This window comes from Deltaproteobacteria bacterium (assembly GCA_016874755.1).
Lineage (GTDB): Bacteria > Desulfobacterota > Binatia > UBA9968 > UBA9968 > DP-20.
This window is the reverse complement of sequence record VGTH01000049.1, coordinates 15,332-41,282: the sequence shown is the minus strand read 5'-3', so window position 1 is coordinate 41,282 and position 25,951 is coordinate 15,332. Positions and strand designations below refer to the sequence as shown.

The following is a 25,951-nucleotide window of genomic DNA, read 5'->3' as shown; positions in this document are numbered from 1 at the left end:
GATTTCGAATACGGTGTGCGCTCCGCGTCGATATTCTTTCATCCGCAGACATTACCACAGCTCCGCCAAAACGTGCTAAAGCCGTCGCCTAAAGGCGAGGGCTTCAACCCTCCCAGAGTGGGACAGTGACCGTGTTCGGCAGCGAAAAGGTAAACTTGGTGCCCTGGCCGGGCGCGCTCTCGACCGCGATATCGCCCTGCATCAGGTCGAGGTATTTCTTGACGATGGCAAGGCCGAGGCCTGCCCCGGAGTGGTTGCCGGTGCGCGATTTGTTCACCTGCTCGAACTCGTCGAAGATCTTGCCGAGATGTTCATCGGCGATGCCGATGCCAGTATCGGCCACCGTAAACTCGACACGTTCGTCGAGATTGCGCACGCGCACGGCAATGCCGCCCTGCGGCGTAAATTTGAAGGCGTTGCCGATCAAGTTTTGCAAAATCTCCTCGAGCTTGATCGGATCGGTAACGAGCTCCGGCAGATTGGCATCGATCTCCCAATCCACGTTCAAGTGTTTATCGCGGTTGACGTATTCGACATGGCTCTTGGCATGCTCGATGATTTCGCCGACCGCCACTTGGGCAAGATCCAACGACATTTTCTTCGCTTCGAAGCGCGACAGTGTCAGCATGTCATTGACCATCTTCAACACCATGCGGCCATGGTGGGAGATCTTGCCGAAGGCTTGTTTGTAGTCGGCGTCGATTGTGCCGAAGAATTCCGAGTGGCCGAGGTCGGCGTTGCCGATCATGATATTCAATGGCGTGCGCAGATCATGTGTTACCGCTGCGATGACGCCCGACTTGGCGCGATTGGCGTCCTGCAGCTCCTTGTTCACGGCGAGCAACTCGTCCGATTGTTTTCTCACCTGCTCAAACAGACGCGCGTTTTCCGAAGCGACGCCGATGTCGTGGGCGATCGCCCCGAGGAGCTGGATTTCATCGGCGGCGAATTTGTGCCGCTTATGGCTGGCCACGTGCAGACTGCCGATGATGCCGCTTTGGATACGAATCGGAAAGGCGGCTCCCGATTGAAAGCCCAGTGCTACCGCCCGGGCGCCGCCCGCAATCAACCGATAGCGCTCGTCGTTTTCGATGTCTTCAAGGATCATCGGCTCACCGGTCTGGCGCACCAGAGCGCTCGTGCCGTAGTCTGCGGAGCGAACCGTCATGCCTGCGATCACGGTGGCCGGTAGCCCCGCATGGGCGCGCAAGGTTGCCGCCTCCCCGGCATCATCCAATTGGTAGATCCAGGCGGCGTCAAATCCGAGGGCTTCGACGACGCGCTTGACCGCCTCGCTGGTGATAAAATCTAGGTTCAACGATTGATTGACCGACTTACCGATGGTGTGCAGCACCGCCAAATGTCGCGAGCGGCGCGCCACACCGTCAAAGAGCCGCGCACGCTCGACCGCCACGCCGATATGCTCGGACATGAAGTTTATCAGGCGAATTTCCTCTTCGGTTAACTTGCGCGCAGCGCTATCGCTGAAAAGAATCGTGCCAAACACCTGGACGTTATTTTTGATCGGGAACACCGCAAAGAAACGCCGTTCGGTGGCTTGCGCCGCCTTCGACGTGCTGAGAGCCTGATAGCGTGCATCGCTGCACACGTCTTCGAACACCATCGCCTCACCGGTCTCGGCGACTGTTCCAATGATACCCGTGCCGCGTCTAAAGGTGCCAGGCGACCAATGACACTTGGGATCGGTTTCGTGCAGTGCGCGAAATTCCAAGACATCGGGCTGGTCATCGAACAAATAGACCTGAATGCCGCCAAAGGAAAATATCTTGGCAATTTTTTCTATCACCGTATCGAGAATGTGTTGCAGCGCCAACGAGCCATTGACCGTGCGCGTTATCTCATAAAGGGCGGCGATCTCATCGGTGCGCTGCTTGACGCGCCGCTCGAGGTTTTCGTGGGACTGTTGCAGCGCTTCCGCCATTTGATTGAAATCATTGGCCAGGTCTTCGACCTCATCGCCGGTCGTAGGGCGCGCACGGTGGCTGAGGTTCCCCGCTCGAATCACGCCGACGTCGGTCTGTAGCTCAAGGATCGGTCGCGTTAACTTGCGACCGACAATCGTAATAATGGCAGCGCCCGAGACCAGCCCCAGAGCGAGGAGCATCACGGCAAACTGTTGCAGCCGCCATAGCTCAGCCAAAGCCAACCGGGTGGGTTCCTCGACAATGACCAACCAACCCAAGTTGGGCAGCGTTGCGTACGTGCTGAGAACTTGCTCGCCGGTGATGCCGAAGCCAATCTCGGCCGGTGCGGGATCAACCCCCTCGTGGGAAAATGCCCAGCGCACTTTCGCCGCGTTGCGCGTCGTTGTTTGCCGCAGCACCAGGGCGGCGTCTTTGTGAGCAATGAGCACGCCCGCTTCATCGACCACATAAGCGTAACCGCCATTGCCAAAGCTGACCTGACCGACCATTTCCCACAGAATGCGCACTTCAACCCTTGCGACGAGCGCGCCGACCACGTGCACAGGGCTGTTTCTCAAAGGCACCGCGATCGTCACGTGCGGAACTGCGTGCTCGGAGGTAAGCAGCGGACCGATATAGTTTTCGCCGGCGACCGCTACCACGAAAGGCAACGTGGCTTTGTGACTGCGGCGCTCCCCGGCTAAAAAAGTATCCGTCGAAGACAGTCTGAATTTCTCCTCCCCTTCGCGATCGACCATCGCGACTTCAACGAAGGCTGGATCATGCTTTAACAAAAGCCGAGCCAGCGTTTCCTGCTCCTTGGAACCCAAGACATGAGTCGCCATGTTGGTGCTGAGGGTGTCGAGTTGCTGCAAGTTCCAGCGCACGACGTCGGCAATGCGCCGCGCCGTCGTCGCTGCCACCTCGCTGTGCAGCTCGGCCTTGCCGCGCAACAGCTGGGTGCGCGTGTAAATGAACCCCGAGACCGTGTTCAGCACCAAGGCCAGCGCCAACAGCCCCAACCCCCAACCCATGAGTCGCCGCCTGATGCGGCCACGATGCGACCTCTGGGACGCGCCGCTCGGAGTTTCCATGGTCAACGGTTATTCGTATATTTTGTCGGCGAGGAGAAGCAGCTCTTTGGGAATTTTCAGATCAATGGCTTTGGCCGGATCCAGCGGCATCGCCACTCTTTTCGCTCTCGGAAACAGCGTCCGCAACAGTTCAAAGCGTTTGCCGGTGAGTGCCACCGATCCGGAACTGATGCCGGCCAGATTGCGCCCCGAGCCGGCAAAACTGTTGACCAACGCCTGCGGATTGCCCGAGCTCAGAAACAGCACTGGAATACCGCTGCCCTCAGCCGCTCTAGCCGAAGCAGCGGTGGCCACGAGCGATGCGATGTTGTAGGTCTTCTCGGCGTGGAGCTGACCGGGCAGCGACAACAACAGCGCCCAAAAAAACCACGCCGCCGCTGGCGCGCTTGCCCACGCGCGGCCGCGACGGCCATCGAAGCCGAACCGCCATGTTCCGCCGCTATGAAAAACCCGCGTAAACAGGGGAGGCTATCCTTATGGTTGTTTGTCGGCGCCGTTGGCTGACGACCCATTGCCCTCGCCGTGGGGCGAGATCATGGTCATGATTTCGCTGCGGCGAAAACGCCAGCCACCGCCGCACTTGCGGCCAGGCAACGACCCTTGCTTCACCAGCTTGTAGACTGTGCGCGGATGCATCTGCAGCAGCTCAGCTACCTGCGAGGCGGTTAATATCTCTTCCATAAAAAATCTCCTCTCCGATCTTGCGCCTTTTTACGCCGGCGTGCGCGATACGCGGGAAACACGCCATCAATAACCAAATTCGGCACCCTCGTGACGAACTTTAGTGACTTGCAATCAGAGCGAGAGGATTACTGGAGGAACAAAGAGTCTAAGTGCAATTCAACGGAGCGGCGCACCGTCAATCGTAAACAAACTTTTGACGGTCAGCCGCCCAGATAGGCTTCGATAATTTTCGGATTGTCGAGCAACTCGGCGCTCGATCCAGAGAGCGCGATGACACCGTTCTCCATCACGTAGGCATAGTGGGCAACCTTGAGAGCTTGGCGGACATTCTGTTCAACCAAAAAGATCGTCAACCCTTGGTCGTTCAACTCGCGCAGCGAGCGAAATATCTCTTGCACCAGAAGCGGCGCCAAACCCATCGACGGTTCATCCAATAGCAGCAGCCGCGGCCGCGCCATCAAGCCGCGCGCGATGGCGAGCATCTGCTGCTCGCCGCCCGAGAGATTGCCGGCGGTGCCGTCGATGCGCTCTTTTAAGCGCGGGAACAGCACCAGCATTTTTTCCAGGTCGGCGCTGATTTCGTGAAAATCGCGCCGCCGGAATGCGCCCAACATCAAGTTCTCTCTGACGCTGAGGGTCGTTAAGATCTGCCGCCCTTCGGGCACATGGATAAGTCCTTGTTCGACCACTCGATGCGGTGGCACGCCGCGCAACTCCGCACCGTCGAAGCGGATCGAGCCGCTCGACGGCAACAGTCCCGACAGCGCCAGTAGCGTGGTCGATTTGCCGGCGCCGTTGGCGCCCAGAAGTGTGGTGATCTTGCCGCCGGCAAGGCTCAGGTCAATGCCTTTGACCGCCTCGATGACGCCGTAGCGTACCTGCAATCCTTTCACTTCGAGGAGCCCGCTCACCGGGCCCCCTGGAGCGGCACCGCGTGGTCATCGTTGCCGAGATAGGCTTCGACTACCACGCGATTGGAGCGGATTTCGCCTGGCGTTCCCTCGGCGATCACTTCACCGAAATTCAACACCGTGATCCGTTCACACAGGCCCATGATGAAACGCATATCATGCTCGATGACCAGCACGCTCAAGCCGCTATTGCCAAGTTTAATCACGTCATCCATCAATTGCTGTTTCTCCGCGCTGTTCATGCCGGCCGCCGGTTCGTCGAGCAGCAAGAGCTTTGGCCGGGTCGCCAGCGCGCGAGCAATCTCCAAGCGGCGCTGCTCGCCATAGGAAAGCTGGCCGGCGAATTGATTGGCTTTGTTGCCTAAGCCCATGCGCTCCAGCAGCTCCAGCGCCAATTCGCGTTCGCGGCGCTCGATCGTCTGAAACGCCCTTCCCGGCACCAGGAGCCGCAGCGCGCTCGCGCCATGCTGCTCCGCCAGCGCCAGCAACACGTTTTCCACCAGCGACATCTCTTTGAACAAGCGAATGTTCTGAAACGTGCGCGCAATGCCGGCGCGCGCGATGCGGTGCGGCGGCAAACCGTTCAGCCGTTGACCCAAAAATTCGATGGTTCCCTCGCTCGGCGGCAACAGGCCCGTGATTAGATTGAACACCGTGGTTTTGCCGGCGCCATTGGGGCCGATGAGTCCATAGATGCCGCGCGCGGCAATTTCTAGATCGATCCGCTGCAGCACCTGCAGCCCGCCGAAATGCTTCGAGACAGAGGAAAGCGTTAGCATAATCAACGAGTGGCTACGGCAGTGCGGCGCGCACCACGCAGCAAATCCCACAAGCCCTTGGGAGAGTAGAGAATAATGATCACCAGGATCAAGCCATTGATCAGCGGGCGGAAGTAACCCAAGCCGCGCAAGAGCTCGGGCAGGAGCGTTATGACGACGGCGCCAATTACCGCGCCCCACGGACTGCCAGTGCCGCCGAGCACGCCCATGGCTAAAATCTCAACGCCGCGCTCGAAGCCATATTCGTTGGGGCTGATGAAAAACGTAAAGTGCGCGTTCAGCGCGCCGGCCAAACCGGCGAGCGCCGCCCCGCAGGTGAAAGCGCACAGTTGATAGGCGCGCACGTGGACGCCCATCAGCTCGGTTGCCGTTTCGTCCTGGCAAATCGCCGCGAAGGCACGTCCGAGCCGCGACTTGGCCGCGCGTAGAGAAAGAAACAGCGCGACCAACACCGCGCCGGCCACATGGCCAACGTGAGTGAGCTGCTCGATGCCGTTGAGCCCCAGCGCGCCGCCGGTAAGACCTTCCGCATTGAGGATGGTAATGCGCACGACTTCACCAAAGGCGAGTGTCGCCATCGCCAGGTAAACCCCGGAAAGCCGCAGCGTCGGCGGCCCAAGCAGTAACGCTACGGCGGCCGGCAAGAGCGTGCCGGCGAGCAAAGCGAGAGAAAAAGGCGCGCCAGCGTTCAGCGTCAGCAGGGCCGCCGCATAGGCGCCAATGCCCATAAAGGCGGCGTTGGCCACGGTCAACAAGCCGCACGACAGCGTGAAATAGATCGACAGCGCCAGCAGAATATTGGTGCCCATGGAAAGCACCAGCGTGCTGTATATCGACCAGAAACTATCGAGCCATTCCATGTCTTCGCTGCGCTCAGAATCTCAGATTATCTCAGATTTCAAATCTCACACCTTCCAAACTGCATACAACCGGAACGAGCCCAACCGGCAACTCGAAACCCGGAACTCTGAACCGCGGCGCAAAGCGCGGCTACGCTCGCCGCTGCGCGGCTTGCCCGAAGAGTCCCTGCGGACGCAAGAGTAAGATGGCGAATAGCAGTCCGAACGCCACCGCATCGCGCATGGTCGAGCCGATGTACGCCACCGCAAAGACTTCCGCGAAGCCGAGAAACAAGCCGCCGAGCATGGCACCGCGGATGTCGCCCATGCCGCCGAGGATCACCACCGCTATGCCTTTATGCAACATCGGCTGGCCCATGGTCGGAAACAGCGCGTTGGAATAGAGCGCAATCAGCACACCGGCAACGCCACCTAGAATCGACGCGATGACAGCGGTGACGCCGAACAGCTTCTCGACGTCGATGCCCAAGAGCGCCGCGGCCTTGGGTGACTCGGCGATGGCGCGCAGCGCCACGCCGACGCGCGTGCGCTTGAGGCCCCAGAGCAGGGCCACCATCAGGAGAATCGACAAAAAGATAATCTGCAGCTCAATCAGCGTGACGCGGATAGTGCCCATCTGAAACGCTTCGGCCGGCAAGGCATCGACTGGAAAGCGCAGATTCTCCGCGCCGAAAATGCCTTGCACGGCACTATTGATCGAGATCGCCAAACCAATGGTGGCGATCATCGGCGCCAGATGGGGCGCGTTGCGCGCCCGCAGCGGCGCAAAGATAAAGCGATCGAGCAGCAGGCCGGCCAGCGCGGCGACTAAGATGGCAACAACGATGGCCGCCGGCAGCGGCAACTTGAGCAGCAGCACGGCCTGCAATGCCGCGTAGGCGCCCAACATGAAAATCGCCCCGTGGGCGAGATTGATCACGTCGAGAACGCCAAATATGAGCGTGAAACCGAGAGCGAAAAGCGCGTAGACGCCGCCGAGGGAGAGCGCGTTGACGAGTTGCTGCGCCAACATGCGCTATTTCTGAATGACGTACTGGTTGCCTTTGGTTACCGACACAATTGCCGTCTGCACGGCGTCATAGCCGGCCGGCTTGCCGGCCTTATCCGTCACCTGGCGAAATTTAAACGGCCCGGTGGCGCCGCTGAACTGGACGCCGGGCAAGGCATCGCGCAGCGCCTTGCGGTCCCCGTCCAATTTTCCCGAGAGCTTCACGTTCTTGAGTGCCTGGGCGACGATGTGCATGGCGTCGTAGGCTTGGGCGGCGAATTGATCCGGCAGCGCGTTATGCGCCTTCTGATAAGCGGCGATGAACTTCTTGTTTTCCGGCGCGGGATTTTCCACCGACCACGGACTGCCGACCCATAGATTATCCGAGCTGTCCTTCGCCAGTTCAAATATCTTCGGCGAGTTCATGCCGTTGCCGCCGATGAACGGCAGATGGATGCCCAGCTGACGCGCCTGCACCATCACCGGCGCACCTTCGGCCACCAGCGCTGACAGCACGATGGCATCGGGGTTACTCGCCTTGATCTTGGTGAGCTGTGGCTTGAAGTCGACGTCGCCCTTGGCGAAGGTCTCCGTCGTCGTCACCGGAATCTTGAGCCCTTCGAGAGCTCTTTTAAAATTGTCATAGCCGCTCTTGGTGAAAGCATCGTCGTTGCCGTAAAGGACGGCGACTTTCTTCAAGCCGGTCTTTTGCAGCGCGACTTTGAGAGTCACCGGCAGAATATCGGCTTCGGTGACCGAGTTGCGAAAGACGTAGTTGCCGATGGAAGTAATGCCGTCGGCCGTATTGGACGTGCCGAAGACGACGACTTTGGCGCCTTGCGCAACCGGATCCGAGGCCTGCGCCGAATTGGACAACGTCGGGCCGAACAGCATCAACACCTTGTCCTGAAAGATCAGCTTTTTGAAAACGTTGATCGCTTCCTCTTTCTTGCCCTGCTCGTCTTCAATAATCAGCTCAAGCTTCCGACCGTTGATGCCGCCGGCAGCGTTGATCTCGCCCATGGCGAGCTCGAAGCCTTTGCGGATTGGCAGGCCGTATTGCGCCGCATTGCCGGTCAGCGCCTCCGCCGCGCCGAGCTTGATTTGCGCCGACGCCACGTCCCCCAACGCACCCCATGCCAACACCACCGCAGCGAGAAATGTTCTTGCGCTCATCGCGTCTCCTAAGCTTCCTCTTGTCGACTACTTTTTCGCCGCTTCCACGTGCCACAGATACAGCGTGTGGTCCCAACTGCCGCTGTCCTTAACGTATTCGGTTTTGAGCGGCTTCCAATCGCCCATGTCGAAATCATGCGAGACGATCCGCGAGCCGCCTTTCATCTGCTTCCAGATATTCGGCCGAATCATCAGGTTCACCTCCGGCAGCAGATACATGGTCAGCACCGACGCCGGTGACAAGTCCACCGTGCGAATATCCTGCTGGCGAATTTCCACTAAATGCTCGACACCGGCCTTCTTGATGTTCTCTTTCGACTCGCGGATGCGCTCGGGATCGATCTCAAAACCGATCGCCTTGACGCCGTATTTCTTTGCTGCCGTAACGACGATACGGCCGTCGCCCGAGCCAAGATCGTAGACGACGTCGCCCTTCTTCACCTGCGCCAAATCGAGCATGCGGTCGACCACTTCCTGCGGCGTCGGCACGTAGGGGACGATCTTCCCCTCCTGAGCCAAAGATACGCTGACCGTCTGGGCGAAAAGCAGCATCACCAACACAACACGATAAATGGTCTTCATCATCACGGCACCTCTTTATTCTAGCCGTCTCACGCTTCAAACTTCATCACAACTATCCATTCTTCTGCCAGAACTTGCCCAGCCAACTCCCCTCATCTTTGGCCGCCACCTGCTCCAACTCGCCGGCATCGAGCCAGATGCCGCCGCAGCCGCCGCACTGGTCGATTTCGACCTTCTGAAAGTGGCGCGCTTTCAAAGACTCACCGCACTTGGGGCATTTCATGTAGCTGGCCTGCTTGGCGGCGTCCTTGCTCTCGGCCTCCTGCTTGGCTTTCAGCTTGGCGAGCTGCTCCTTTTCCTTCCTGACAAAGTATTCGTCTTCTTGCGCTTTCTTACGTTCATCCCACTTGTCGGCCATCTTTTCCTCCTGATTGCCAGTCTGTGATTACGCCAACACTTTCTTAAGCCATTTGCTGGTCGCGGCCACCGATTTCTCGGCGGCATCACGATTCGCGACACTCTTGCCGGATGGGTTATTGAGAAACGCGTGTCCCGCTCCTTCGTACATTTCGATCTGGTAGCTCTTTTTGTATTTATCCAGAGTCGCGCGAAACATGTCGATCTCGGTCTGGGTCGTGCCGTGATCGGCGCTGCCATAGTGGCAGAGCATCGGCGCAGTGATGGTTTTTAAATCCTCCGGATCGGGAAACATGCTCTGGTAGTAAATCACGCCGGCGGCGAAGGCCTTGGATTGCGCCAACGCATAGAGCGCCAAGCCGCCGCCCATGCAAAAGCCCAACACCGCCACTTTCTTTTTGCCAACCCAGGGGAGCTTGCGCAGATAGTCGACACCGTCGACGATATTGTTCACCGCGCGCGGAATATCTAGAGAGGTCTTTTTAAGCGCGCACTCTTCCAGCGTGTGGTAGGTCTTGCCGTGAAACAGATCCGGCGACAAGCAAACAAATCCCTCCTGGGCGAACTTCCGGGTCACCGCGCGTTGCCCGTCGTCCAGGCCGCGGTAGCCGTGCACCAGGACAATCGCCGGATGCTCGCCGCCAGCGGTCGGGCGCGATAGAAAGCCATCGACCACTTCTTTGCCGCTGCGATGGGCGGCATGCATGGAGACAATCCGTTCAGCCATCGTTCACGCCTGCGATTTCGCGATACCCACTATGCTAATTGGCAAAGTTGCCGATGTAAGGCAGTTTGGTAGCGGTCTGTCTGACCTGGGCAAGATTGGCGCGCAGCAGCGCGGTCGAATCCCATGACCCGGTGATCAACGCCGTACGCGAGGTTTCTGGCAGATCGATGGCGATCTTGTTCTTACCGTAGGTGAGCGTCTTACTCTCCAGGTCGATCGTGTACTCGAGCTTGGGATTTTCTTCGACGCTTTTGATCAACTGCTGAATGTCTTTTTCGCTGACGGTCACCGTCGGCACGCCCATCATCGTGCAGTTGCCGGCAAAAATCGCCGCAAACGATTCACCGACGATGACTTTGATGCCAAAGCGGTTGAGCGCCTGCGGCGCGTGCTCGCGCGACGAGCCGCAGCCGAAGTTTTTATTGACAAACAAGACCGCCGCACCGCTGTATTCCGGATCGTTGAAAGGATGGTCTTTCTTCTTACCTTCGGCGCTGAAGCGCTCGTCGAAAAACGGGTAGTCGCCCATGCGCGCAAAAGTCACCTCTTTTAGATAGCGCGCCGGAATAATCCGATCGGTGTCGATGTCGTTGCCGCGCATCGGTAGCGCGGTTCCAGAGAGTTTGATGATCTTTACAATGTCGCCCATGGTCCCTCACACATCCGGGGGCACGGCATGCCGTGCCTCTACTCGTATTGTCGAACGTCAACCACTTTGCCATTCAGCGCCGCCGCCACCACCATCGCCGGGCTCATCAGCATCGTGCGGCCCGTCGGGCTGCCCTGGCGGCCGATGAAATTGCGATTCGAAGAGGAGGCTGACACTTCCCGGCCGTTGAGCTTGTCCGGATTCATCGCCAAGCACATCGAGCAGCCAGCTTCACGCCACTGGAAACCGGCTTCGCTGAGAACTTTATCCAGCCCTTCTTGCTCGGCCAATTTTTTTACTTCGGCAGAACCCGGCACCGCCAGCGCGCGTACCGAAGGATTGACCTTTCTCCCCTTGGCGATTCTGGCGGCCGCACGGAAATCTTCCAGCCGACCATTTGTGCAGGAGCCAATGAAAGCGACATTAATCGGCGTGCCTGCGATCGGAGCCCCAGGAGCCCAGCCCATAAACTCGTAGGCTTTTTTGGCGCCGTCGGGATCGGTAGTTTCCTCCGGCTTGGGCAGCTTTTCAGAAACGCCGACCGACTGCCCTGGATTGATACCCCAGGTCACCGTCGGCTCGATATCTTTGCCTTCGTAATTCACAACGTCGTCAAATTTCGCGTCCGCATCGCTCGCCACCGACTTCCAATAAGCCACCGCTTTGTCGAACGCCGCGCCTTTGGGCGCGTGGGGCCGGCCTTTGATAAAATCGAAAGTGGTTTGATCGGGATTGACGTAACCCACCAGCGCGCCGCCCTCGATGCTCATATTACAGACGGTCATGCGCTGTTCCATGTTCATGCGATCAATCACCGGGCCGCCGTACTCGTAGGCGAAGCCCTTGCCGCCGCCGACGCCGAGTTTTCGAATAATATGGAGAATCACATCCTTGGCGTACACGCCGGTTCCCAGGGCGCCGGTAATATTGATACGCCGGACTTTGAGCTTGTCCATCGCCAAGGTCTGAGTCGCGAGCACGTCGCGCACCTGACTGGTGCCGATGCCAAAAGCCAAAGTCCCAAAGGCCCCATGGGTGCTGGTGTGGCTGTCGCCGCAGGCGAGCGTCATACCCGGCTGCGTCAAGCCCAGCTGCGGGCCGATCACGTGGACGATGCCTTGGTTCATGCTGTCGAGACCAAAGAACTCGACGCCGAATTGCTGGACGTTTTTCTCCAGAGCCTGCGTCAGCTCTTCGGCTTCCTGATCGAGAAACGGCCGCTTGCGAATATCGGTGGGCACGATGTGATCGACGGTGGCAAAGGTCCGATCGCGAAACGCCACGTCCAAGCCCTTTTCGCGCAGCATGTCGAAGGCCGGCGCCGTGGTGATTTCGTGAATCAGATGGAGTCCAATAAAGAGTTGCGTCTGCCCCGTCGGCAAAATGCCAACGGTGTGCGACTCCCAAATTTTGTCGTACAGGGTCCTACCGGCCATTACAAAATGTCTCCTTCGCGGGGAATAATATCGATGGGTATGTGCGACTGCAAGGCCTGGAAACTTTTCACCACGAAGGCGCGAAGAGCACGAAGATAAGAGTCAAGAATCGAAATAAACTTTGTCCGAACTTCGTGTCCTTCGTGTCTTCGAGGTGAACGGTCCTTGTCTTACAGACAGTTCTTCTTCACCCAGTCGACGATCTCGCAGCGCTTGGCGAACCAGACGTCGGAAAACGACTTGGCGTATTTGATGCAATCGTCATAGACCTTGCCGGTTGCCGGAAACGCCATTTGGCAGTGCATCGCCAGCGTCAGCATCTTGGGCTCCTCGGCCGATTCTTCGTAAAGAATATCGAACTCGTCTTTAAACGATTGATACACATCGCGGGCAATGATACCGCGGCGGTACATGCCGGTGTCGTTCAAACCGCTGATGGCGTTCTTGTACGGCACCACGATCATCGTCTTGCTGCCGATCTGCACAGGGTAGGGATTATCGTCGTTGACCGCATCGCCATGCCAATCGAAACCCTCCTCGGCGAGAATCTTGATCGTTCGCTCGGTGTGGCGCATGCCCGAGGTCAACCAACCCGTCGGCCGCACGCCGGTGAAGTCCTGAAACATCTTCGCGCAAGTGCGGATCTCGTCGCGCTCGCCTTCGTCGGTCAATTGGGTCAGTTGAATGTCTTCGGCATAGGAGTGGCCGACGATCTCATGCCCACGCACATGCACGGCTTTGACCGCTTCGGGATAACGGTGAATGCATAGCGCGTTGGTATTAAAAGAGGCTTTCACCCCGTACTTGTCGAAAATGCGCAGGATGCGCCAGACGCCCGTCCGTCCGCCATAATCGTTTTCGCTCGCCGTGCGGCAGTCGTAGAGCGACACCACGTCGTCTTCTTTAATCGGATTCGAGCCGCCCACATGGTGCGTGCGCCGGTGTTTGGGGTTGGGAATTTCCGTCCAGGCTTCCAAATTGCCCGCCAGCGCCACCGCCAACCGCGCGCCATTGGGCCATTTGATCTTGAGTTTCCTCGCCTTGGAGTAAACGTCATAGAAATTGTCATGCGTCGGCATCATCGGTGCGGCACCTCCTTAGAGAACTCGCCGAAAAATATTGAATAAACGTAGGGTATAAGGAAAACCCACAGGGGTGTCAAACCAATCGGCCTGATTCGGAACCTGAGCCGCGAGTTACGACGTCCTCAACGGCTCGCAGCGCAACCAAGACCCTTCATCCTCGACATGGACAACATCGCAGCGGTAACGCTGGCCATCCGGCGCCCGCACAGCAGCAAATTGGCCCAGGTCTGTCACGGTGTATTGCTCCACTTCAACCAACGCTGAGGCACCACCCGCTCCGCTGCGGCTTGTCGGAAATGATTCGATGCGCAGTTGTAGCCAGCCCAACGTAGCAGCGGTCGCCACAGCGGCGACGCGTTCTTCCTCGGTCACCGTTTGCGCCGACAACTGCGATTTGATCGTCGCTTTTAGCTTGGGGATCTCCATCTCGATTTGGCGCAGCTCCGCGAGCATTTCAGCTTTGCGATCGGGCAACACGTTGGTTTGCTCCAGGGTAATTTGAAACTCACGTTTTCTGAGATCGAGATCGACCAAGCGCTGCAGCTCCTGGTGGCGCTGGAACCCCGCCATCATGATTGTTTTCAGCGCCGCGGCGGCGCGCTGCCGTGTCGGCCACTGCCCCGGCGAGTTTCCCGCCGCGGCCATCTTACTCTCATAAGTAGTAAGCCCGGACAAAAGCGTTGCGCCCGGAGTCATCCGGGGGGTAGAACAGGCAGACAACAATAGCATAACTAGCAAGGCGAATAGATGCATATGCGCACGATAGCATAAAGGAGCCCGCATGACTCGCAGCGGCGAAGAATTTATCCGCGGCCTGCGCGATGGCCGGACAGTCTTGTTAAACGGCGAGCGCGTCGCTGACGTAACCACCCATCCGGCGTTCGCCGCCGGCGTGAAAACCGTGGCGCGGCTTTATGAGCTTGCCAACGATCCGGACAACCGCGACTTGATGACGTACCCCTCGCCGCGGGACGGCAAGCCGATCAACAAATCATGGCTTACCCCGCGCACACGCGACGACCTGGCGGCGCGCCGGCGCGCGCTGAAATTCTTCGCCGACGCCAGCTACGGCTTTCTCGGCCGTTCGCCCGATCACGTGGCGTCGTTCTTCGCCGGCTTCGCCGGCTCGCTGCCGTTTTACGCGCGCGGCGGCCAGCAGTTCGCCGACAACTTGCAGCGCTTTGCCGCCAAAGCCGCCGACCAAGATCTTTACCTGAGTTACGTCATCGTCCAGCCGACTATCGATCGCAGCAAGCCGGCACATCAGCAAGCAGAGCCCTTTCTCTATGCCGGCGCCGCGGCGGAGCGCGACAACGGCATCGTACTGCGCGGCGCGCAAATGCTCGGCACCGGCTCGGTGATGTCGGATTACATTTTCGTCTCGGTGATTCTGCCGTTGCGTCCCGGCGATGAGGATTACGCCATCTCCTGCGTCGTGCCCAATAGCGCGCCGGGACTGAAGCTTTATCCGCGCCGACCCTATGCTCTCGGTGTCAGCAGCGTGTTCGACTATCCCCTGTCGTCGCGCTTCGACGAAACCGATTCGCTGGTGGTTTTCGACGATGTCTTTGTGCCCTGGGAAGATGTTTTCATCTACAAGAACATCGAGCTTACCGCGGGCCAGTTCAGCACCACGGCGGCGCATGTTCTGGGCAATACGCAGTCGCACATCCGCTCCTGGGCCAAGCTACAATTTCTAGTTGGCTTGGCGAAGCGCTGCATGGACTTGAGCGGCCGCTCAACCAGCCCCGAAATCCTGTCACAGCTCGGCGATCTCGCCACTCGTGTCTCCATTGTTGAAGGCATGATTCTCGGCGCCGAAGCCGCTGCCGAACCGGATCAATTCGGCGTCATGCGGCCGAAGGACTCCATTCTCTATGCGAGCCAAGTTTACCAGCAGGCGATCTACCCACCGTTGTTGAACCAAATCCGCGGACTCCTGGGCGGCAGCCCGATCCAACTGCCGGCAACCGTCGGCGAGCTGCGCAATGCCGACTCCGCCGCTGACATGGAACGTTATGTGCGCTGGCCCAAAGCCCACGGCGCGGAAAGGATAAAATTACTAAAGCTCGTCTGGGACGCCGTCGGTTCAGAATTCGGCTCGCGCCATCTGCAATACGAGATGTTCTACGCCGGTGAGCCGTCGGCCATTCATGGGCGGGAATTTCGCAATTTCGATTGGGCGACGGTGGAGGCGATGGTGGATCGGTGCCTCGCGAGCTACGACAAGGATTCTGCTTGATCGGAAAGGATAAGACTCACCACGAACACACGAAGGTCACGAAGGTCACGAAGGTCACGAAGGTAAGAAAATGTTTGGCCTTTTATCCGAACCTTCGTGTACTTCACGCCTTCGTGGTGAACCATTCCCCTCCGAACTTTGCGACCTTTGCGCCTTTGCGCGAGACAATCCGAATCTCCTAACGCAGACCCGTTAACAGCGGCCCCAGCGCTGCCGCCACACCGTTGGCGATGCGATTCATACCCGCATCGTTAGGATGCACACGGTCGGTGACCAGCAAGAACAGCGGATCGTTAACCATTGCCAACCCGTCAGCGAGATGCAAATTCTTATCTGACTTCTGCCGTTCCTTGACGACTCGGACAATTCCCTCGCGATACAGATCCGGCCGCTCGCCATTCTGATTGCCGCCACGGTCGAGGTCGGCACGATTCAAAATCGGCGTCGTGCAGAGGATCGGCTTGGATGGATGTGACTGGCGAATGGTTTCGAGAAACGCGTCATATTTCTGCGCGTACTGAGCCGCGGTCTCTGGCTTGCCATAGGCGTCCGCGCCGCCGAAGGAATTTGTTCCGAGCATGATCGACAGCACGTCCCAATCCTCGCGCGCGGCGATTTCTTGCGCGACCACGTTGTCCGCCCAGGCCGTGCCGCCGAAACCGTGGTTGATGCCAACGCAGTTCAGTTGCTCGGCAACCTGCCAGCAATAGGTTTCGCGCGGGCTCGTCACACCGTGACCTTGAGTGATCGAGTCGCCGTGAAAGAAGATTCGCGGCCGCTGGTCGGGTTGGGGCGCTGCCAGATTGGCGCCGGCATCGATGCCGATGCTCTGCAAAATCGTTTCGGCATTGCGATAGTAGAACGGCAATAGCACCTGAATTTCCGCTTCGCCTGACAATTCACGATCATCAAAAATCGTTACGTCCTGCCGCTCAAAATGCACCAATCCGGCGACAGCGCCGGCGTATTTGGCGTCGCGATAGAGCGAAAAAAAGTTCGGCCGGGAGCGTTCCCAGCCGGAGGCTGGGGTCGCCGGCTGGTTGTCGGGAAAATCGATGAAGGTAACGCGAAAGACGAGCTTCGTCGAATCGGTGCGAAAGCGCACCGCCATGCCCGCCGACGAGGTCGCGCGCCGCGCCGTCTTCGGCGGCCACTTTTCGCGCCAAATTTTCTTGACTCGGACCGGCTGCAATCCGCTGCCGTTGGCTTCCCAATCGGCAACGTTCAACCAGTCAAACCGCTCGTCGCGCACATCGATCCACTGAAGATTATCGTTAGCGTTCATGGTATTCAGCCTCGTTCGTGAATTTGCTCGCCCTTGAACGCTATCGAATCACAAGCATTTCTGTCAATGAAAACGCGGGGCACGCAGCCCGGATTTCTACCTCCGAACTGCGTGCCCTTTGTTGGCACCCCATCCATCAGCGGGTCATGCTAAGGTCCGCCGAAGCATCTGCATCTTCGGTTCAGCAGCAGATTCTTCGTCGCTGCGCTCCTCAGAATGACACAGCTCTGTTTTCAGTTTGCGTCTTTTGCGGCCAATCTGCTGCTCTACGGCATGACCGCGATGCTGCGTATCGCCTCACCGGCGGCGATCTGTCCGATCATCTTGGCGGCACCGGTTTCGAGATCGATCCCGTAAAAACCTGCCGCAGATGAACCGCGCGGAGTAATCGCGGCAAACGCCATCCCAGTTTTCGGCGCGATGTCGAAGGAAACCCAACCCGAGGCACTGACCCCCAACGAGCCCACAGTAAATAGCTGCCCGCTGTTCGGTGACACTGCCGGCGTTACGTTTTCCCTGCTACCCTGCGTCAGCAAGTGGCCGCTCGTGCTATCGATGGCAAAATTGGTCGTCACCTTCGCGCCAGCCACGCTATTCGAATACGCCACAGCCGCAACGTTGGTTTTTTACCTGAAGCCATGTCGCTTTTGGCGTAGGCCAAATCGGCGTCCGGCTGCACACCGGCCATATTGGGATCGGCGTCGACCACCGCGCCCGTATCCGGATGCAGGCGCAAATTTTGGCCCGAGTCGCTGACGACGCGAATACGGTCGGCCACCGGATTGAAATTGAAACCGAAGGCGCTGCCCTTCAAAGCAATAGAAAACGTTCCCGAACCCACCTGCATCGCGCCACCCGACATCGGATCGATCGTGTAGAGCCGACCCGAGCTGCCCAGACCGTAGAGCTTGCCATCCGCGGGGCGGAAATCGATTCCGAGCAAGTTCTCGCCGGCGGCGAGGTTGGAGACTTTCTTCGCGCCCGATGGCGCTCCCGGTCGCCCGGCATTGAAGGTTAGTAATTGATTGGAACTCGTGACCGCATAGACCGTCTCTGGGCGCATCTCGCCGGTCTGCGTCGATGAACAACCTGCGGCAAGGCCGAGGCCCAGCGCGGCGAGCGCACCGAGGATGTTCCCCCGCAAAGCTCTTTTACGCTTAAACGTTGCAATTTTCACGGTGTTCTCCTTCATAAGGTTTGATTGAAGGACGAGTCACGGTTGGCAACCGTGAGCGTCATCGCTTTCTAACGTTATCTACGGTTCGACTGAGGAAACGGATTTTGGCGGGCTAAAAAAGCGGCATCCGGACGTCGTTGTCCGCGTAAGGTCAAAGGCGGGTTAGAAACGCGTTGCCTTTGCATCCGAGTTTTTTAATGTTGAATTTTTGCTTTTTAACTACTTTTAACTCCCCAGCGCCGGCATAACTTCCCTGCCGAACAGTTCAATCGAGTGCATCACCTGCTCGTGCTTCAAAGCTCCGAACTGGAACATGCCCACCAAGCTATCCGGCCTGGCCGTCACGAGCATCTCGCGGGCCTTCTTGATCACGGTCTCGGGACTGCCGATCAGCGACGTGCCCCACTCGTCCAAACGCTTGATCGTCAACCCGCCAGGATAGTAGGCGTAGCGCTCGGTAAAGCGCGTAAGATCGGCCTCAGATAGCGTCTCGCCCCGCCAATAATTATCCGTCGCCAACTGCCAGTAGCGCATCAGTTCGGGAACGGCTTCACACCATGCTTGCTCGTCGGTATCGGCGACATAGATATCGCGCACCATGATAGCATCGCCTTGACCAGCCAAGTTCGCAGCCGCGCGCGCGTCGCGATATTTCTTGATCGCCGTGGCGCAATTCGCCAGCGGCTGGCGCGACAGCGCGAGATTCCAGCCACGCTTGGCAACCATCGCCGGGCTGTCCGGCGACGTCGCGCCGTAATAGATCGGCGGATGCGGTTTTTGTATCGGCAATGGGCGGCAAGAAATTTCTTCGTAGCCCCAGGCTTTGCCTTGATAACTAAACGTCTCACCCGTCCAGGCTTTCATGAGAATCTCGACACCTTCATCGAAGCGCGCCTGCGCGCTCTCGCGATCGAGCCGATGCTTCATGTCGTCTTTCGGCACGCCGCGGCCGAGGCCGACGTTCAATCGCCCACCGGTCATGACATCGAGCATGGCGCACTCTTCGGCAAGCCGCATCGGATCGTAGAGCGGCAGAACACTAATGAGATTGCCGAAGCGCATTCGCTCTGTGCGCCGCGCCAAAGCCGCGGTCATCAGATTCGGCGAAGCCAGCATGCCGTAATCGGAATGATGATGCTCAGCGAACCAGGCTTCGTTAAACCCAAGCTTCTCGGTCAATTCGATCTGCTCGAGCAATTCATCGAACGCTTGTTTCTCTGCGACGCCCGGGCGGCGCTGGTTATAGCTGAAAGTTCCAAAGCGCATGACCACTCCTCCTATTTCGCGCTGCCCAATTCTTTTAATACCCGCTGCAAAGGCCCAAAGTCGGCCACCTGCGAGATCGGCACTTCATTCTTGACGTTGACCAGCTCGCGCTGCTCGTTGATCAACTCTTGCAAAATCACCTCGCTGACACGCCCATCCGGGCTCATCGCTTTGAGGTAAAAGTCGAGCGTCCCTGCCAACGTGTTACGATCGAGGCCGGGAAACTCTTTCAGCAAAATCGGCAGCGCTTCCTGCTTGTGCTCACGGGTATAGATCATGCTACGCAGCGACGCGCGCAAGAAACGCATGACCTGATCCGGCTGCTCCTTCAACTTCTTCACGCTGGTACTCAGCCCGTTGGACGGCTGATCGCCCAAAACGTCGCCCAACCAGACCAGATTATTCAGTTTCTTTTGTTCCGCCATGACGGTGTAAGGCGGTGTGAGAATCGCCGCTTCAATGGCGCCGGACACCAGCGACTGAAAGCGCACGTTGGTGTCCCCCATGGCGATCAACGTCACGTCGCGCATCGCTTCGATGCTGCCGGTTTTCAGTGCGGCGCGCGCTGCCTTGTCCGTCGAGCTGGCGAAATTGGAGATCGCCACGCGCTTGCCTTTAAGATCCTGCACGCGACGAATATCCGGCTGCGAAAACAGAAAGAAACTCTGCTTGGTAATCAATGTCGCAATGACTTTCAGCGGCAAACCGGTCACCGCCGAGCGAATCGTCGAGCCGTAAAGCGTGGTGTAGTCGATTTCACCCGAGAGCATCGCCGGAATCACGATGCCGCTGCGCATGACGATGAACTGCGGCTCCAGCCCCTCGCTGCGATAGATCCCGGTTTTGGCACCGACAAAGAACGGCGCAAAGTCGATGAGCTTGCCGGGAATGGCGATGCGAATGGTCTCCGGCGTAACCTGTGCCGAATAGCCCGGTTGGCATGCCACCACGACTAGGATAAGAAGCAACAGCGTGCGAACAAACATGGGCCGGATCATAACAACAATCGTTCGGAGAAGGAAAGAAAGCAGTTTGACGCCGTCGATTCGTTTCAGCTAGGTTCCAACTTGGAGGCAACGCCCATGGTGTGCGGCAAAGTCGTCGCAGCATCAGTTGACGAAGACTGCATCGACGCCAAACGCTACATTATCTGGGACAAGCTCAAACCGGCGCACTACTGCGGCAATGCGTACAAGAACGGCTTGGTGGCGTCGCATCAGCCCATGTGGGTCGATATGGTTTACAAGAGCCAATACCGCAGCGGACGTTCCCTAGATGAGCAGACTCGAATCAGATTTTCTCGCGCAAAGGCGCAAAGGACGCAAAGTTCGGAAAAAAAACTTTTTCTTTGCGCCCTTTGCGCCTTTGCGCGAGGCATCTCCGAACCTGGTCTTAAGGTGCAAATATGAAACAACCCGATAGCATCGCCCAGCTCGACCGCGACATGGTCGGCATGAACCTCTCCGGCTACTGGAGCCTTGGCATGGAAGGTCTGCCATCGGAGCCGATCACGCCGGTGCAGCCGTGTTTGTGGAAGTGGGCCGATGTTTACGGCAGCCTGGTGCGCGCGGGCGAAGTGATCAGCTTGGAGCAGAGCGAGCGGCGCGTCGTGCGGCTCGTCAATCCTGGTCTCGATAAGGGCCGTGGCTTTGCCTCGCAGACGCTGCAAGTTTCGTTTCAGTACGTCAAGCCCGGCGAAAACGCGCGTGCCCATCGTCACACGCCCGCGGCATTGCGGTTTGTCCTCCAAGGCCACGGCGCTTACACGACGGTCAATGGTCAGCAGTGCGTCATGGAACCCGGCGATTTGATTCTGACGCCGGCGATGAGCTGGCACGACCACTCCAATGGCTCAACGGAACCGATGGTGTGGCTCGATGGCTTGGACTTTCCGCTGATCACCGCGTTGCACCAGGTCATGCAAGAACGCTACCCAACCCGCCGTCAACCCATCGAGAGAGACAGCGACGAAGTCAACGCCACCCTCGACGGCGCCGTGCGCCATGGCCTTCGCGTCGAGGACCTTTTCCACTATCGCTGGACGGACACAGAAAAAACCCTGCGCGCCTCCATGCGCGCGCGCGGAGCTCACAGCAACTACGACGGCTACTTGCTCGAATACCGCAACCCACTCACCAATGGTCCGACCATGACGACGATTCAATGCAGCGCTCAACTTTTATCCGCTAACGAGAAAACCGAATCCCATCGCCACACCAGCACAACGCTGTACCACGTTTTTCGCGGCCACGGCGCAAGCGAGATCGGCGGGCAGCGCTTTGAATGGCAAAAAGGCGACTCCTTCATCGTACCGGTATGGAACCCGCACCGGCATAGCAACTCTTCATCGACCGACGACGCGATCTTGTTTTCGATGAGCGATGCACCGGTGTTGAGAGCCTTGGGACTTTATCGCGAGGAAACCGCATGAAGGTTGGGTTTTCGGTTCGTCGACTTTCAACAGCATGCTTTGGCCACCTATGGTCAATCGTTCTGCCGATTTATCTCCTTGCATCCGCAACCTTCAACTCAACCGAGGTGACCAACGCGGAATATTTGAAATTTGTGGTTGCGACCCGAGCCGCCGCGCCGGAGTACTGGATCAACGGCCGCATTCCGTCCGGCAAAGAGAACGACGCCGTCGTCCTGATCAACTTTCACGAGGCGGCTGGTTATTGTCGATTCATCGGCCAACGTCTGCCGACAATGGATGAATGGAAGTCGACTTGTGAATCGAACAAGCTCAAGAAGCGCGGCGACATCTGGGAATGGACTTCGACCGACGTCGGCAGCGGCGGCGAAACCTACAAAGCTATGTGCGGCCCGGCCAACACCTGCGACTGCTCGCACCGCTATTTGCCCCATTGGAAAAACGGCGTCAAGGGCTTTCGCTGCGTGCAAGATCAGACGCCGGTGAGTTGGCTGATCGATCTAATACAAAAACAAATCGCATAAAATCAGGAGTCCATTCTATGGAAAAGAAAACCGTTACCCTCCCAGTCGAAACCGTCGGCCAGGCTTATCTAGAACTGCTGCGCGCTCGTGGCATCAAGTATTTTTTCGGCAACAGCGGCACGGACTTCGGGCCGATTATCGATGGCCTGGCGAAATTCGCCAGCGAAAAGAAAAACCATCCGGTGCCGATCACGGTGCCGCATGAGTTCGTCGCCGTCAGCATGGCGCAAGGCTATGCGATGCTCACCGGCGAGCCCCAAGTGGTCATGGTTCATGTCATTGTCGGCACCGGCAATGCGTCGGCGGCGGTGATGAACGCCTCACGGCTCAACGTACCGATGATTTTCTCCGCCGGGCGCACGCCGCTCACCGAAACCGGCATGCGCGGCAGCCGCAGCAACTTTATTCACTGGGGGCAAGAATCTTTCGATCAGGGCAGCTTGCTGCGCGAATTCACTCGCTGGGACTACGAGCTGCGCAACGGCGAGCAGTTGGAAGCCGTCGTCGATCGCGCCATCGAAATGGCGACGGGCACTCCTCAGGGACCTGTTTATTTAACTCTGCCGCGCGAGGTGTTGGCGCAAAAGATGGACTCCCTCGTCATTCACCCCAATCGCAAAGCACAGAGTGAGCCCTTGGCACCGAGCACAGCCTCGATCAAACGCACCGCGGAAGTTCTCCGCAGTGCAAAGAGTCCCGTAATCATCACCGGCCGCCTAGGCTCCGACCCGACCGCGATGAAATCGCTGGTTGGGTTCGCCGAGGCGCTGGTCGCCCCTGTGGTCACACCCGCCAGTCCATTCGTCAGTTTTCCCAACACGCACGAATTCTATTTGGGGACCAACTCCATGCCGTACATCAAGGAGGCTGACGTAGTAGTCGTCGTTGAGTCCGATGTGCCGTGGTACCCGCGTCAAGGCACGCCGCCGGAAAATGCCACAGTCATACAAATCGCCCGCGATCCCAATTACGGCGATATTCCGATACGGAGCTTCCCCAAAGACATTTCTATTGGTGGCGATCCGAAATTAGCTTTGGAGCTTTTAGCGCAAGAGCTACAAAGCGCCAGCCGCGGCAGCGCACTGTCCGAGCGTGCCGAGCAGATTCGCGCGAAGAACAAGAAGTACCGCGAAGGTCTGAAGCAAAAGCTCGAACATGACCGCGGCGCAACGCCGATAAGCCACGCATGGATGGCCCATTGCATCGATCAACTCAGAGACGATGACACCATCGTCATCAGCGACCACGGCGTCGGCAGCGAGTATTTGACCGTCAGCAAACCCGCGACCTACTTCGGCGGCTCACCCGCCGGCGGCCTGGGCTGGGGCATCGGCGGCGGCTTGGGCATGAAGCTCGCACGGCCCGAGAAAACTGTCATCGTGACCTGCGGCGACGGGACGTACATGTTCAACAATCCGACGGCCTGTCACTTCGTTTCCCACGCCTACGACTTGCCGCTGTTGACGATCATCTGCAACAATGCGATTTGGAATTCCAGCAAAGCGGCGACCCAACAGGTCTTGCCCGACGGTTGGTCCGCCAGCACGAACAATTATCCGCTGACCTCCCTCGCGCCGTCGCCGCGCTATGAAAGAATCGTCTCGGCCCATGACGGTTACGGCGAGATGGTCGACAATCCAGCGGACATGCTGCCCGCGCTCAAGCGCGCACTGAAAGTGGTCAAGGAAGATAAGCGCCAAGCCGTGTTAAACGTGATTTGCGGCACGCACTAGAAAATCCCGTGAGGACAGGGGCTGAGGAGTGAGGGGAGCACCCCCACTCATGCCCAGCGCTCGGGTTTCTAATTACAAGGAATTCGGTCATGGCCATCATCGACGCCGACGCTCACGTTATTGAATCGGAACACACCTGGGACTACTTGCGAGAATCGGAAAACAAGTTTCGTCCGGTCATGGTCGCCAGCCAGGATGGCCGCAAACAATTTTGGTTAATCGATCGCCGGCCCTTTGAACGCGGTCCCGTCAGCACGGAACTGCCGGCCGCCTCCAGCGAGATGCGCGAGGTCGAAGCGCGCCTGCGCCACATGGACCAGTTGGGCGTCGATGTCCAGGTGCTTTACCCGACGGTCTTCTTAACCCCGCTGACCAATCGACCGGAAATCGAAGTCGCCTTGTGCCGCAGCTACAATCGCTGGATTGCTGAGCTGTGCAGCAAGAGCCAAAAGCGCTTGCGCTGGGTGGCGACGCTGCCGGTGCTCAACATGGAAGACACACTGGCCGAGACTCGCTTCGCCGCAGACAACGGCGCGGTCGGTTTGTTTATCCGCGGCTTGGTCGAAGATCGCTTGCTCAGCGACGCCTATTTCTTTCCGCTCTACCAGCTCGCCGCCGAGCGCAATATTGCGATCTGCATCCACGCCTCCACCGGAGACTTCCAATGGATGAATCATTTCGAGCGCGAGAGCGGCTTTTCGCTGTTTAAATTACCGGTGCTAATCGCCTTTCACACGCTGGTCTACAAGGGTATTCCCGCCATGTTTCCCAACTTGAGATTCGGTTTCATCGAAGTCAAAGCCCAATGGGTGCCCTACGTGATTCACGAGTTGGCACGCCGCTACAAACAGCATGGCCTGAAATCTCCGAGCGACATCATGCGCGAGAACCACCTTTACGTCGCCTGCCAAACCGACGACGATCTCAGTTATGTTTTGCAATACGCCGGCGAAGACAACATCGTCATCGGTTCGGACTACGGCCACAACGATACCTCCGCCGAAATCGAGGCGCTAAAAAACATCCGGCGCCAAGGCAATGTCCCGGCGACGCATATCGACAAGATTCTCTATGACAATCCTAAAGCGCTGTACAACCTCTGAGAATTCGTGAGGGGTGAGCAGTAAGGAGTAAGGGCGTCCAAAATGTATAGGATGTATAGGAAATTTAAACCACCTATTTTTCTTGGCGGAGATATAGCGCTGAACCGGTGAGCGTGTCAATCCTCGGATTTGAGAAACCGTTCGGGCGTTTGCTTTTTGATATGCGTGTTTAGCTCGGAAACTTCCTGTAAAGATTTGCCCGCGCAAATCCAATAATAAAATTCTTTCACGCCTTGCGGTTCGATGTTTAAATTTATCTGAACGGTCGAATCTACCGAGCCTTCGGTTATCGCGCCGCCGTTCAACGCGCCGTCTTCCGCGTCGCGCCAAGTGCCTTCCTGGTCGCGGAAAGCCTTGCGTCCCGTAGAAAATGCGTCAAAATGCGGCGCGAATTTATCAAAAAATAGCGGTTTTTTTTGTAATGGACAAGCGCGAGTGCTTCCGGTTCATAAAACGCCGTGTCGCCGATTTTGTTTTCCGAAATCCGAAAATCGTGGTGCAGAAAAATCCGAACATCCCGCGTCTTATCGAGCAGATTCGACACACGAACACGCCGCAGAAAAATATTTTCGTGGCTCGCCACCGTGTCGTTTGAAACAATCTCCAAACCTAAATTTTCATTAGTTAATTTGGCATCTGTAACAAGTGTTTCAGGCAAGTATTTAAGCGAAATTTGCCAATCGCCCTCAAAAATCCACGAAAATTCGCCGTCCGCGAACACGCCGAACCGAAACGGAAAACCTTCCGTATGATTCTCCTGCCCGACGTGCGGAAAGAAGACGTCGCGGATTTGATATTTTTCGTTAAATGTTACCAGCAGAGAGCCATTGCCAACGGGAATATCGCGCATAAAATTTACCGGAAAAACTTCTCAGGTATTTTACACGATTTTTTTTGAAAATGGTTTATCGGGTCGAGCTAAAGTTTTTCAACCTTT

At 57.8% G+C, this 25,951-nt stretch carries 25 protein-coding genes and 1 pseudogene; 6 read left to right on the top strand and 20 right to left on the bottom strand.

From position 1 onward, the window contains the following. Positions 1–103 precede the first annotated feature (103 nt). The 15 genes from FJ145_22585 to FJ145_22515 all read right to left on the bottom strand — a co-directional run bounded on the left by FJ145_22585 (position 104) and on the right by FJ145_22515 (position 13,898). A complete protein-coding gene (locus FJ145_22585) occupies positions 104–3,019 on the bottom strand; it encodes a GAF domain-containing protein (protein MBM4264197.1) in 2,916 nt (971 codons plus the stop codon). 9 nt (positions 3,020–3,028) lie between these two features. Continuing rightward, positions 3,029–3,481 carry a hypothetical protein gene (locus FJ145_22580; GenBank protein MBM4264196.1) on the bottom strand — a complete coding sequence of 151 codons (453 nt, stop codon included), beginning with the start codon at positions 3,479–3,481 and terminating at the stop codon, positions 3,029–3,031. Positions 3,482–3,493: 12 nt separating this feature from the next. Continuing rightward, a complete protein-coding gene (locus tag FJ145_22575; GenBank protein MBM4264195.1) occupies positions 3,494–3,700 on the bottom strand; it encodes a helix-turn-helix domain-containing protein in 207 nt (68 codons plus the stop codon). 203 nt (positions 3,701–3,903) lie between these two features. Continuing rightward, positions 3,904–4,614: an ABC transporter ATP-binding protein gene (locus tag FJ145_22570; GenBank protein MBM4264194.1), complete on the bottom strand. Its 711-nt coding sequence runs from the start codon at positions 4,612–4,614 to the stop codon at positions 3,904–3,906. Further along, positions 4,611–5,393 carry an ABC transporter ATP-binding protein gene (locus FJ145_22565; GenBank protein MBM4264193.1) on the bottom strand — a complete coding sequence of 261 codons (783 nt, stop codon included), beginning with the start codon at positions 5,391–5,393 and terminating at the stop codon, positions 4,611–4,613. The genes FJ145_22570 and FJ145_22565 overlap by 4 nt, the downstream gene beginning before the upstream one ends. Before the next feature lie 2 nt (positions 5,394–5,395). Next, positions 5,396–6,253 (bottom strand): branched-chain amino acid ABC transporter permease, encoded by an 858-nt coding sequence (locus tag FJ145_22560; GenBank protein ID MBM4264192.1) that lies wholly within the window; start codon positions 6,251–6,253, stop codon positions 5,396–5,398. Positions 6,254–6,383: 130 nt separating this feature from the next. Beyond that, a complete protein-coding gene (locus tag FJ145_22555; GenBank protein ID MBM4264191.1) occupies positions 6,384–7,265 on the bottom strand; it encodes a branched-chain amino acid ABC transporter permease in 882 nt (293 codons plus the stop codon). A gap of 3 nt (positions 7,266–7,268) precedes the next feature. After that, positions 7,269–8,417 (bottom strand): ABC transporter substrate-binding protein, encoded by a 1,149-nt coding sequence (locus FJ145_22550; protein MBM4264190.1) that lies wholly within the window; start codon positions 8,415–8,417, stop codon positions 7,269–7,271. Between the two features lie 27 nt (positions 8,418–8,444). Then, positions 8,445–8,999 carry a methyltransferase domain-containing protein gene (locus tag FJ145_22545; protein ID MBM4264189.1) on the bottom strand — a complete coding sequence of 185 codons (555 nt, stop codon included), beginning with the start codon at positions 8,997–8,999 and terminating at the stop codon, positions 8,445–8,447. 52 nt (positions 9,000–9,051) lie between these two features. After that, positions 9,052–9,357, bottom strand: coding sequence for a hypothetical protein (locus FJ145_22540; GenBank protein MBM4264188.1), 306 nt, complete (start codon positions 9,355–9,357; stop codon positions 9,052–9,054). 27 nt (positions 9,358–9,384) lie between these two features. After that, the gene (locus FJ145_22535; protein ID MBM4264187.1) at positions 9,385–10,083 is read right to left on the bottom strand and encodes a dienelactone hydrolase family protein; all 699 of its coding nucleotides are present in this window, start codon (positions 10,081–10,083) and stop codon (positions 9,385–9,387) included. 34 nt (positions 10,084–10,117) lie between these two features. Beyond that, positions 10,118–10,732: a 3-isopropylmalate dehydratase small subunit gene (leuD, locus tag FJ145_22530; GenBank protein ID MBM4264186.1), complete on the bottom strand. Its 615-nt coding sequence runs from the start codon at positions 10,730–10,732 to the stop codon at positions 10,118–10,120. Positions 10,733–10,770: 38 nt separating this feature from the next. Further along, the gene (leuC, locus tag FJ145_22525) at positions 10,771–12,168 is read right to left on the bottom strand and encodes a 3-isopropylmalate dehydratase large subunit (protein MBM4264185.1); all 1,398 of its coding nucleotides are present in this window, start codon (positions 12,166–12,168) and stop codon (positions 10,771–10,773) included. Between the two features lie 170 nt (positions 12,169–12,338). After that, complete coding sequence (locus FJ145_22520; GenBank protein ID MBM4264184.1) at positions 12,339–13,250, bottom strand: hypothetical protein; 912 nt, start codon at positions 13,248–13,250, stop codon at positions 12,339–12,341. 114 nt (positions 13,251–13,364) lie between these two features. After that, positions 13,365–13,898, bottom strand: coding sequence for a hypothetical protein (locus FJ145_22515; protein ID MBM4264183.1), 534 nt, complete (start codon positions 13,896–13,898; stop codon positions 13,365–13,367). 136 nt (positions 13,899–14,034) lie between these two features. On the opposite strand from FJ145_22515, the gene FJ145_22510 reads away from it, so the two are divergent. After that, on the top strand, positions 14,035–15,495 hold the full coding sequence (locus FJ145_22510) for a 4-hydroxyphenylacetate 3-hydroxylase (GenBank protein MBM4264182.1): 1,461 nt from the start codon (positions 14,035–14,037) through the stop codon (positions 15,493–15,495). A gap of 178 nt (positions 15,496–15,673) precedes the next feature. Here the strand turns inward: FJ145_22510 and FJ145_22505 are convergent, their stop codons facing one another. From FJ145_22505 to FJ145_22490, 4 genes and pseudogenes are all read right to left on the bottom strand, one after another. Continuing rightward, positions 15,674–16,780, bottom strand: coding sequence for a hypothetical protein (locus FJ145_22505; protein MBM4264181.1), 1,107 nt, complete (start codon positions 16,778–16,780; stop codon positions 15,674–15,676). A 266-nt stretch (positions 16,781–17,046) separates the two neighbouring features. Continuing rightward, positions 17,047–17,972, bottom strand: a pseudogene (locus FJ145_22500) (DUF4394 domain-containing protein). A 210-nt stretch (positions 17,973–18,182) separates the two neighbouring features. After that, positions 18,183–19,223: an LLM class flavin-dependent oxidoreductase gene (locus tag FJ145_22495; GenBank protein ID MBM4264180.1), complete on the bottom strand. Its 1,041-nt coding sequence runs from the start codon at positions 19,221–19,223 to the stop codon at positions 18,183–18,185. Positions 19,224–19,234: 11 nt separating this feature from the next. Further along, positions 19,235–20,221 (bottom strand): ABC transporter substrate-binding protein, encoded by a 987-nt coding sequence (locus FJ145_22490; GenBank protein ID MBM4264179.1) that lies wholly within the window; start codon positions 20,219–20,221, stop codon positions 19,235–19,237. A gap of 84 nt (positions 20,222–20,305) precedes the next feature. Between FJ145_22490 and FJ145_22485 the strand changes: the two genes are divergently transcribed. From FJ145_22485 to FJ145_22465, 5 genes are all read left to right on the top strand, one after another. After that, a complete protein-coding gene (locus tag FJ145_22485) occupies positions 20,306–20,632 on the top strand; it encodes a hypothetical protein (protein MBM4264178.1) in 327 nt (108 codons plus the stop codon). Continuing rightward, positions 20,629–21,654, top strand: coding sequence for a cupin domain-containing protein (locus tag FJ145_22480; GenBank protein ID MBM4264177.1), 1,026 nt, complete (start codon positions 20,629–20,631; stop codon positions 21,652–21,654). The genes FJ145_22485 and FJ145_22480 overlap by 4 nt, the downstream gene beginning before the upstream one ends. Beyond that, positions 21,651–22,178 carry a hypothetical protein gene (locus FJ145_22475; GenBank protein MBM4264176.1) on the top strand — a complete coding sequence of 176 codons (528 nt, stop codon included), beginning with the start codon at positions 21,651–21,653 and terminating at the stop codon, positions 22,176–22,178. Before FJ145_22480 ends, FJ145_22475 begins: the two co-directional genes overlap by 4 nt. After that, positions 21,992–23,911: a thiamine pyrophosphate-requiring protein gene (locus FJ145_22470; protein ID MBM4264175.1), complete on the top strand. Its 1,920-nt coding sequence runs from the start codon at positions 21,992–21,994 to the stop codon at positions 23,909–23,911. The genes FJ145_22475 and FJ145_22470 overlap by 187 nt, the downstream gene beginning before the upstream one ends. 89 nt (positions 23,912–24,000) lie before the next feature. Beyond that, complete coding sequence (locus FJ145_22465; protein ID MBM4264174.1) at positions 24,001–25,014, top strand: amidohydrolase; 1,014 nt, start codon at positions 24,001–24,003, stop codon at positions 25,012–25,014. A gap of 301 nt (positions 25,015–25,315) precedes the next feature. Here FJ145_22465 and FJ145_22460 read toward each other — a convergent pair whose 3' ends face one another. Beyond that, positions 25,316–25,864, bottom strand: coding sequence for a hypothetical protein (locus tag FJ145_22460; GenBank protein ID MBM4264173.1), 549 nt, complete (start codon positions 25,862–25,864; stop codon positions 25,316–25,318). Positions 25,865–25,951 lie beyond the last annotated feature (87 nt).

Coding starts and splice junctions, on each gene's coding strand:
- FJ145_22585 (MBM4264197.1), bottom strand. CDS start 3,019: ATGGAAACTCCGAGCGGCGCGTCCCAGAGGTCGCATCGTGGCCGCATC.
- FJ145_22575 (MBM4264195.1), bottom strand. CDS start 3,700: ATGGAAGAGATATTAACCGCCTCGCAGGTAGCTGAGCTGCTGCAGATG.
- FJ145_22565 (MBM4264193.1), bottom strand. CDS start 5,393: ATGCTAACGCTTTCCTCTGTCTCGAAGCATTTCGGCGGGCTGCAGGTG.
- FJ145_22560 (MBM4264192.1), bottom strand. CDS start 6,253: ATGGAATGGCTCGATAGTTTCTGGTCGATATACAGCACGCTGGTGCTT.
- FJ145_22555 (MBM4264191.1), bottom strand. CDS start 7,265: ATGTTGGCGCAGCAACTCGTCAACGCGCTCTCCCTCGGCGGCGTCTAC.
- FJ145_22550 (MBM4264190.1), bottom strand. CDS start 8,417: ATGAGCGCAAGAACATTTCTCGCTGCGGTGGTGTTGGCATGGGGTGCG.
- FJ145_22545 (MBM4264189.1), bottom strand. CDS start 8,999: ATGAAGACCATTTATCGTGTTGTGTTGGTGATGCTGCTTTTCGCCCAG.
- FJ145_22540 (MBM4264188.1), bottom strand. CDS start 9,357: ATGGCCGACAAGTGGGATGAACGTAAGAAAGCGCAAGAAGACGAATAC.
- FJ145_22535 (MBM4264187.1), bottom strand. CDS start 10,083: ATGGCTGAACGGATTGTCTCCATGCATGCCGCCCATCGCAGCGGCAAA.
- leuD (MBM4264186.1), bottom strand. CDS start 10,732: ATGGGCGACATTGTAAAGATCATCAAACTCTCTGGAACCGCGCTACCG.
- leuC (MBM4264185.1), bottom strand. CDS start 12,168: ATGGCCGGTAGGACCCTGTACGACAAAATTTGGGAGTCGCACACCGTT.
- FJ145_22520 (MBM4264184.1), bottom strand. CDS start 13,250: ATGATGCCGACGCATGACAATTTCTATGACGTTTACTCCAAGGCGAGG.
- FJ145_22515 (MBM4264183.1), bottom strand. CDS start 13,898: ATGGCCGCGGCGGGAAACTCGCCGGGGCAGTGGCCGACACGGCAGCGC.
- FJ145_22510 (MBM4264182.1), top strand. CDS start 14,035: ATGACTCGCAGCGGCGAAGAATTTATCCGCGGCCTGCGCGATGGCCGG.
- FJ145_22505 (MBM4264181.1), bottom strand. CDS start 16,780: ATGAACGCTAACGATAATCTTCAGTGGATCGATGTGCGCGACGAGCGG.
- FJ145_22495 (MBM4264180.1), bottom strand. CDS start 19,223: ATGCGCTTTGGAACTTTCAGCTATAACCAGCGCCGCCCGGGCGTCGCA.
- FJ145_22490 (MBM4264179.1), bottom strand. CDS start 20,221: ATGATCCGGCCCATGTTTGTTCGCACGCTGTTGCTTCTTATCCTAGTC.
- FJ145_22485 (MBM4264178.1), top strand. CDS start 20,306: ATGGTGTGCGGCAAAGTCGTCGCAGCATCAGTTGACGAAGACTGCATC.
- FJ145_22480 (MBM4264177.1), top strand. CDS start 20,629: ATGAAACAACCCGATAGCATCGCCCAGCTCGACCGCGACATGGTCGGC.
- FJ145_22475 (MBM4264176.1), top strand. CDS start 21,651: ATGAAGGTTGGGTTTTCGGTTCGTCGACTTTCAACAGCATGCTTTGGC.
- FJ145_22470 (MBM4264175.1), top strand. CDS start 21,992: ATGGACTTCGACCGACGTCGGCAGCGGCGGCGAAACCTACAAAGCTAT.
- FJ145_22465 (MBM4264174.1), top strand. CDS start 24,001: ATGGCCATCATCGACGCCGACGCTCACGTTATTGAATCGGAACACACC.
- FJ145_22460 (MBM4264173.1), bottom strand. CDS start 25,864: ATGCGCGATATTCCCGTTGGCAATGGCTCTCTGCTGGTAACATTTAAC.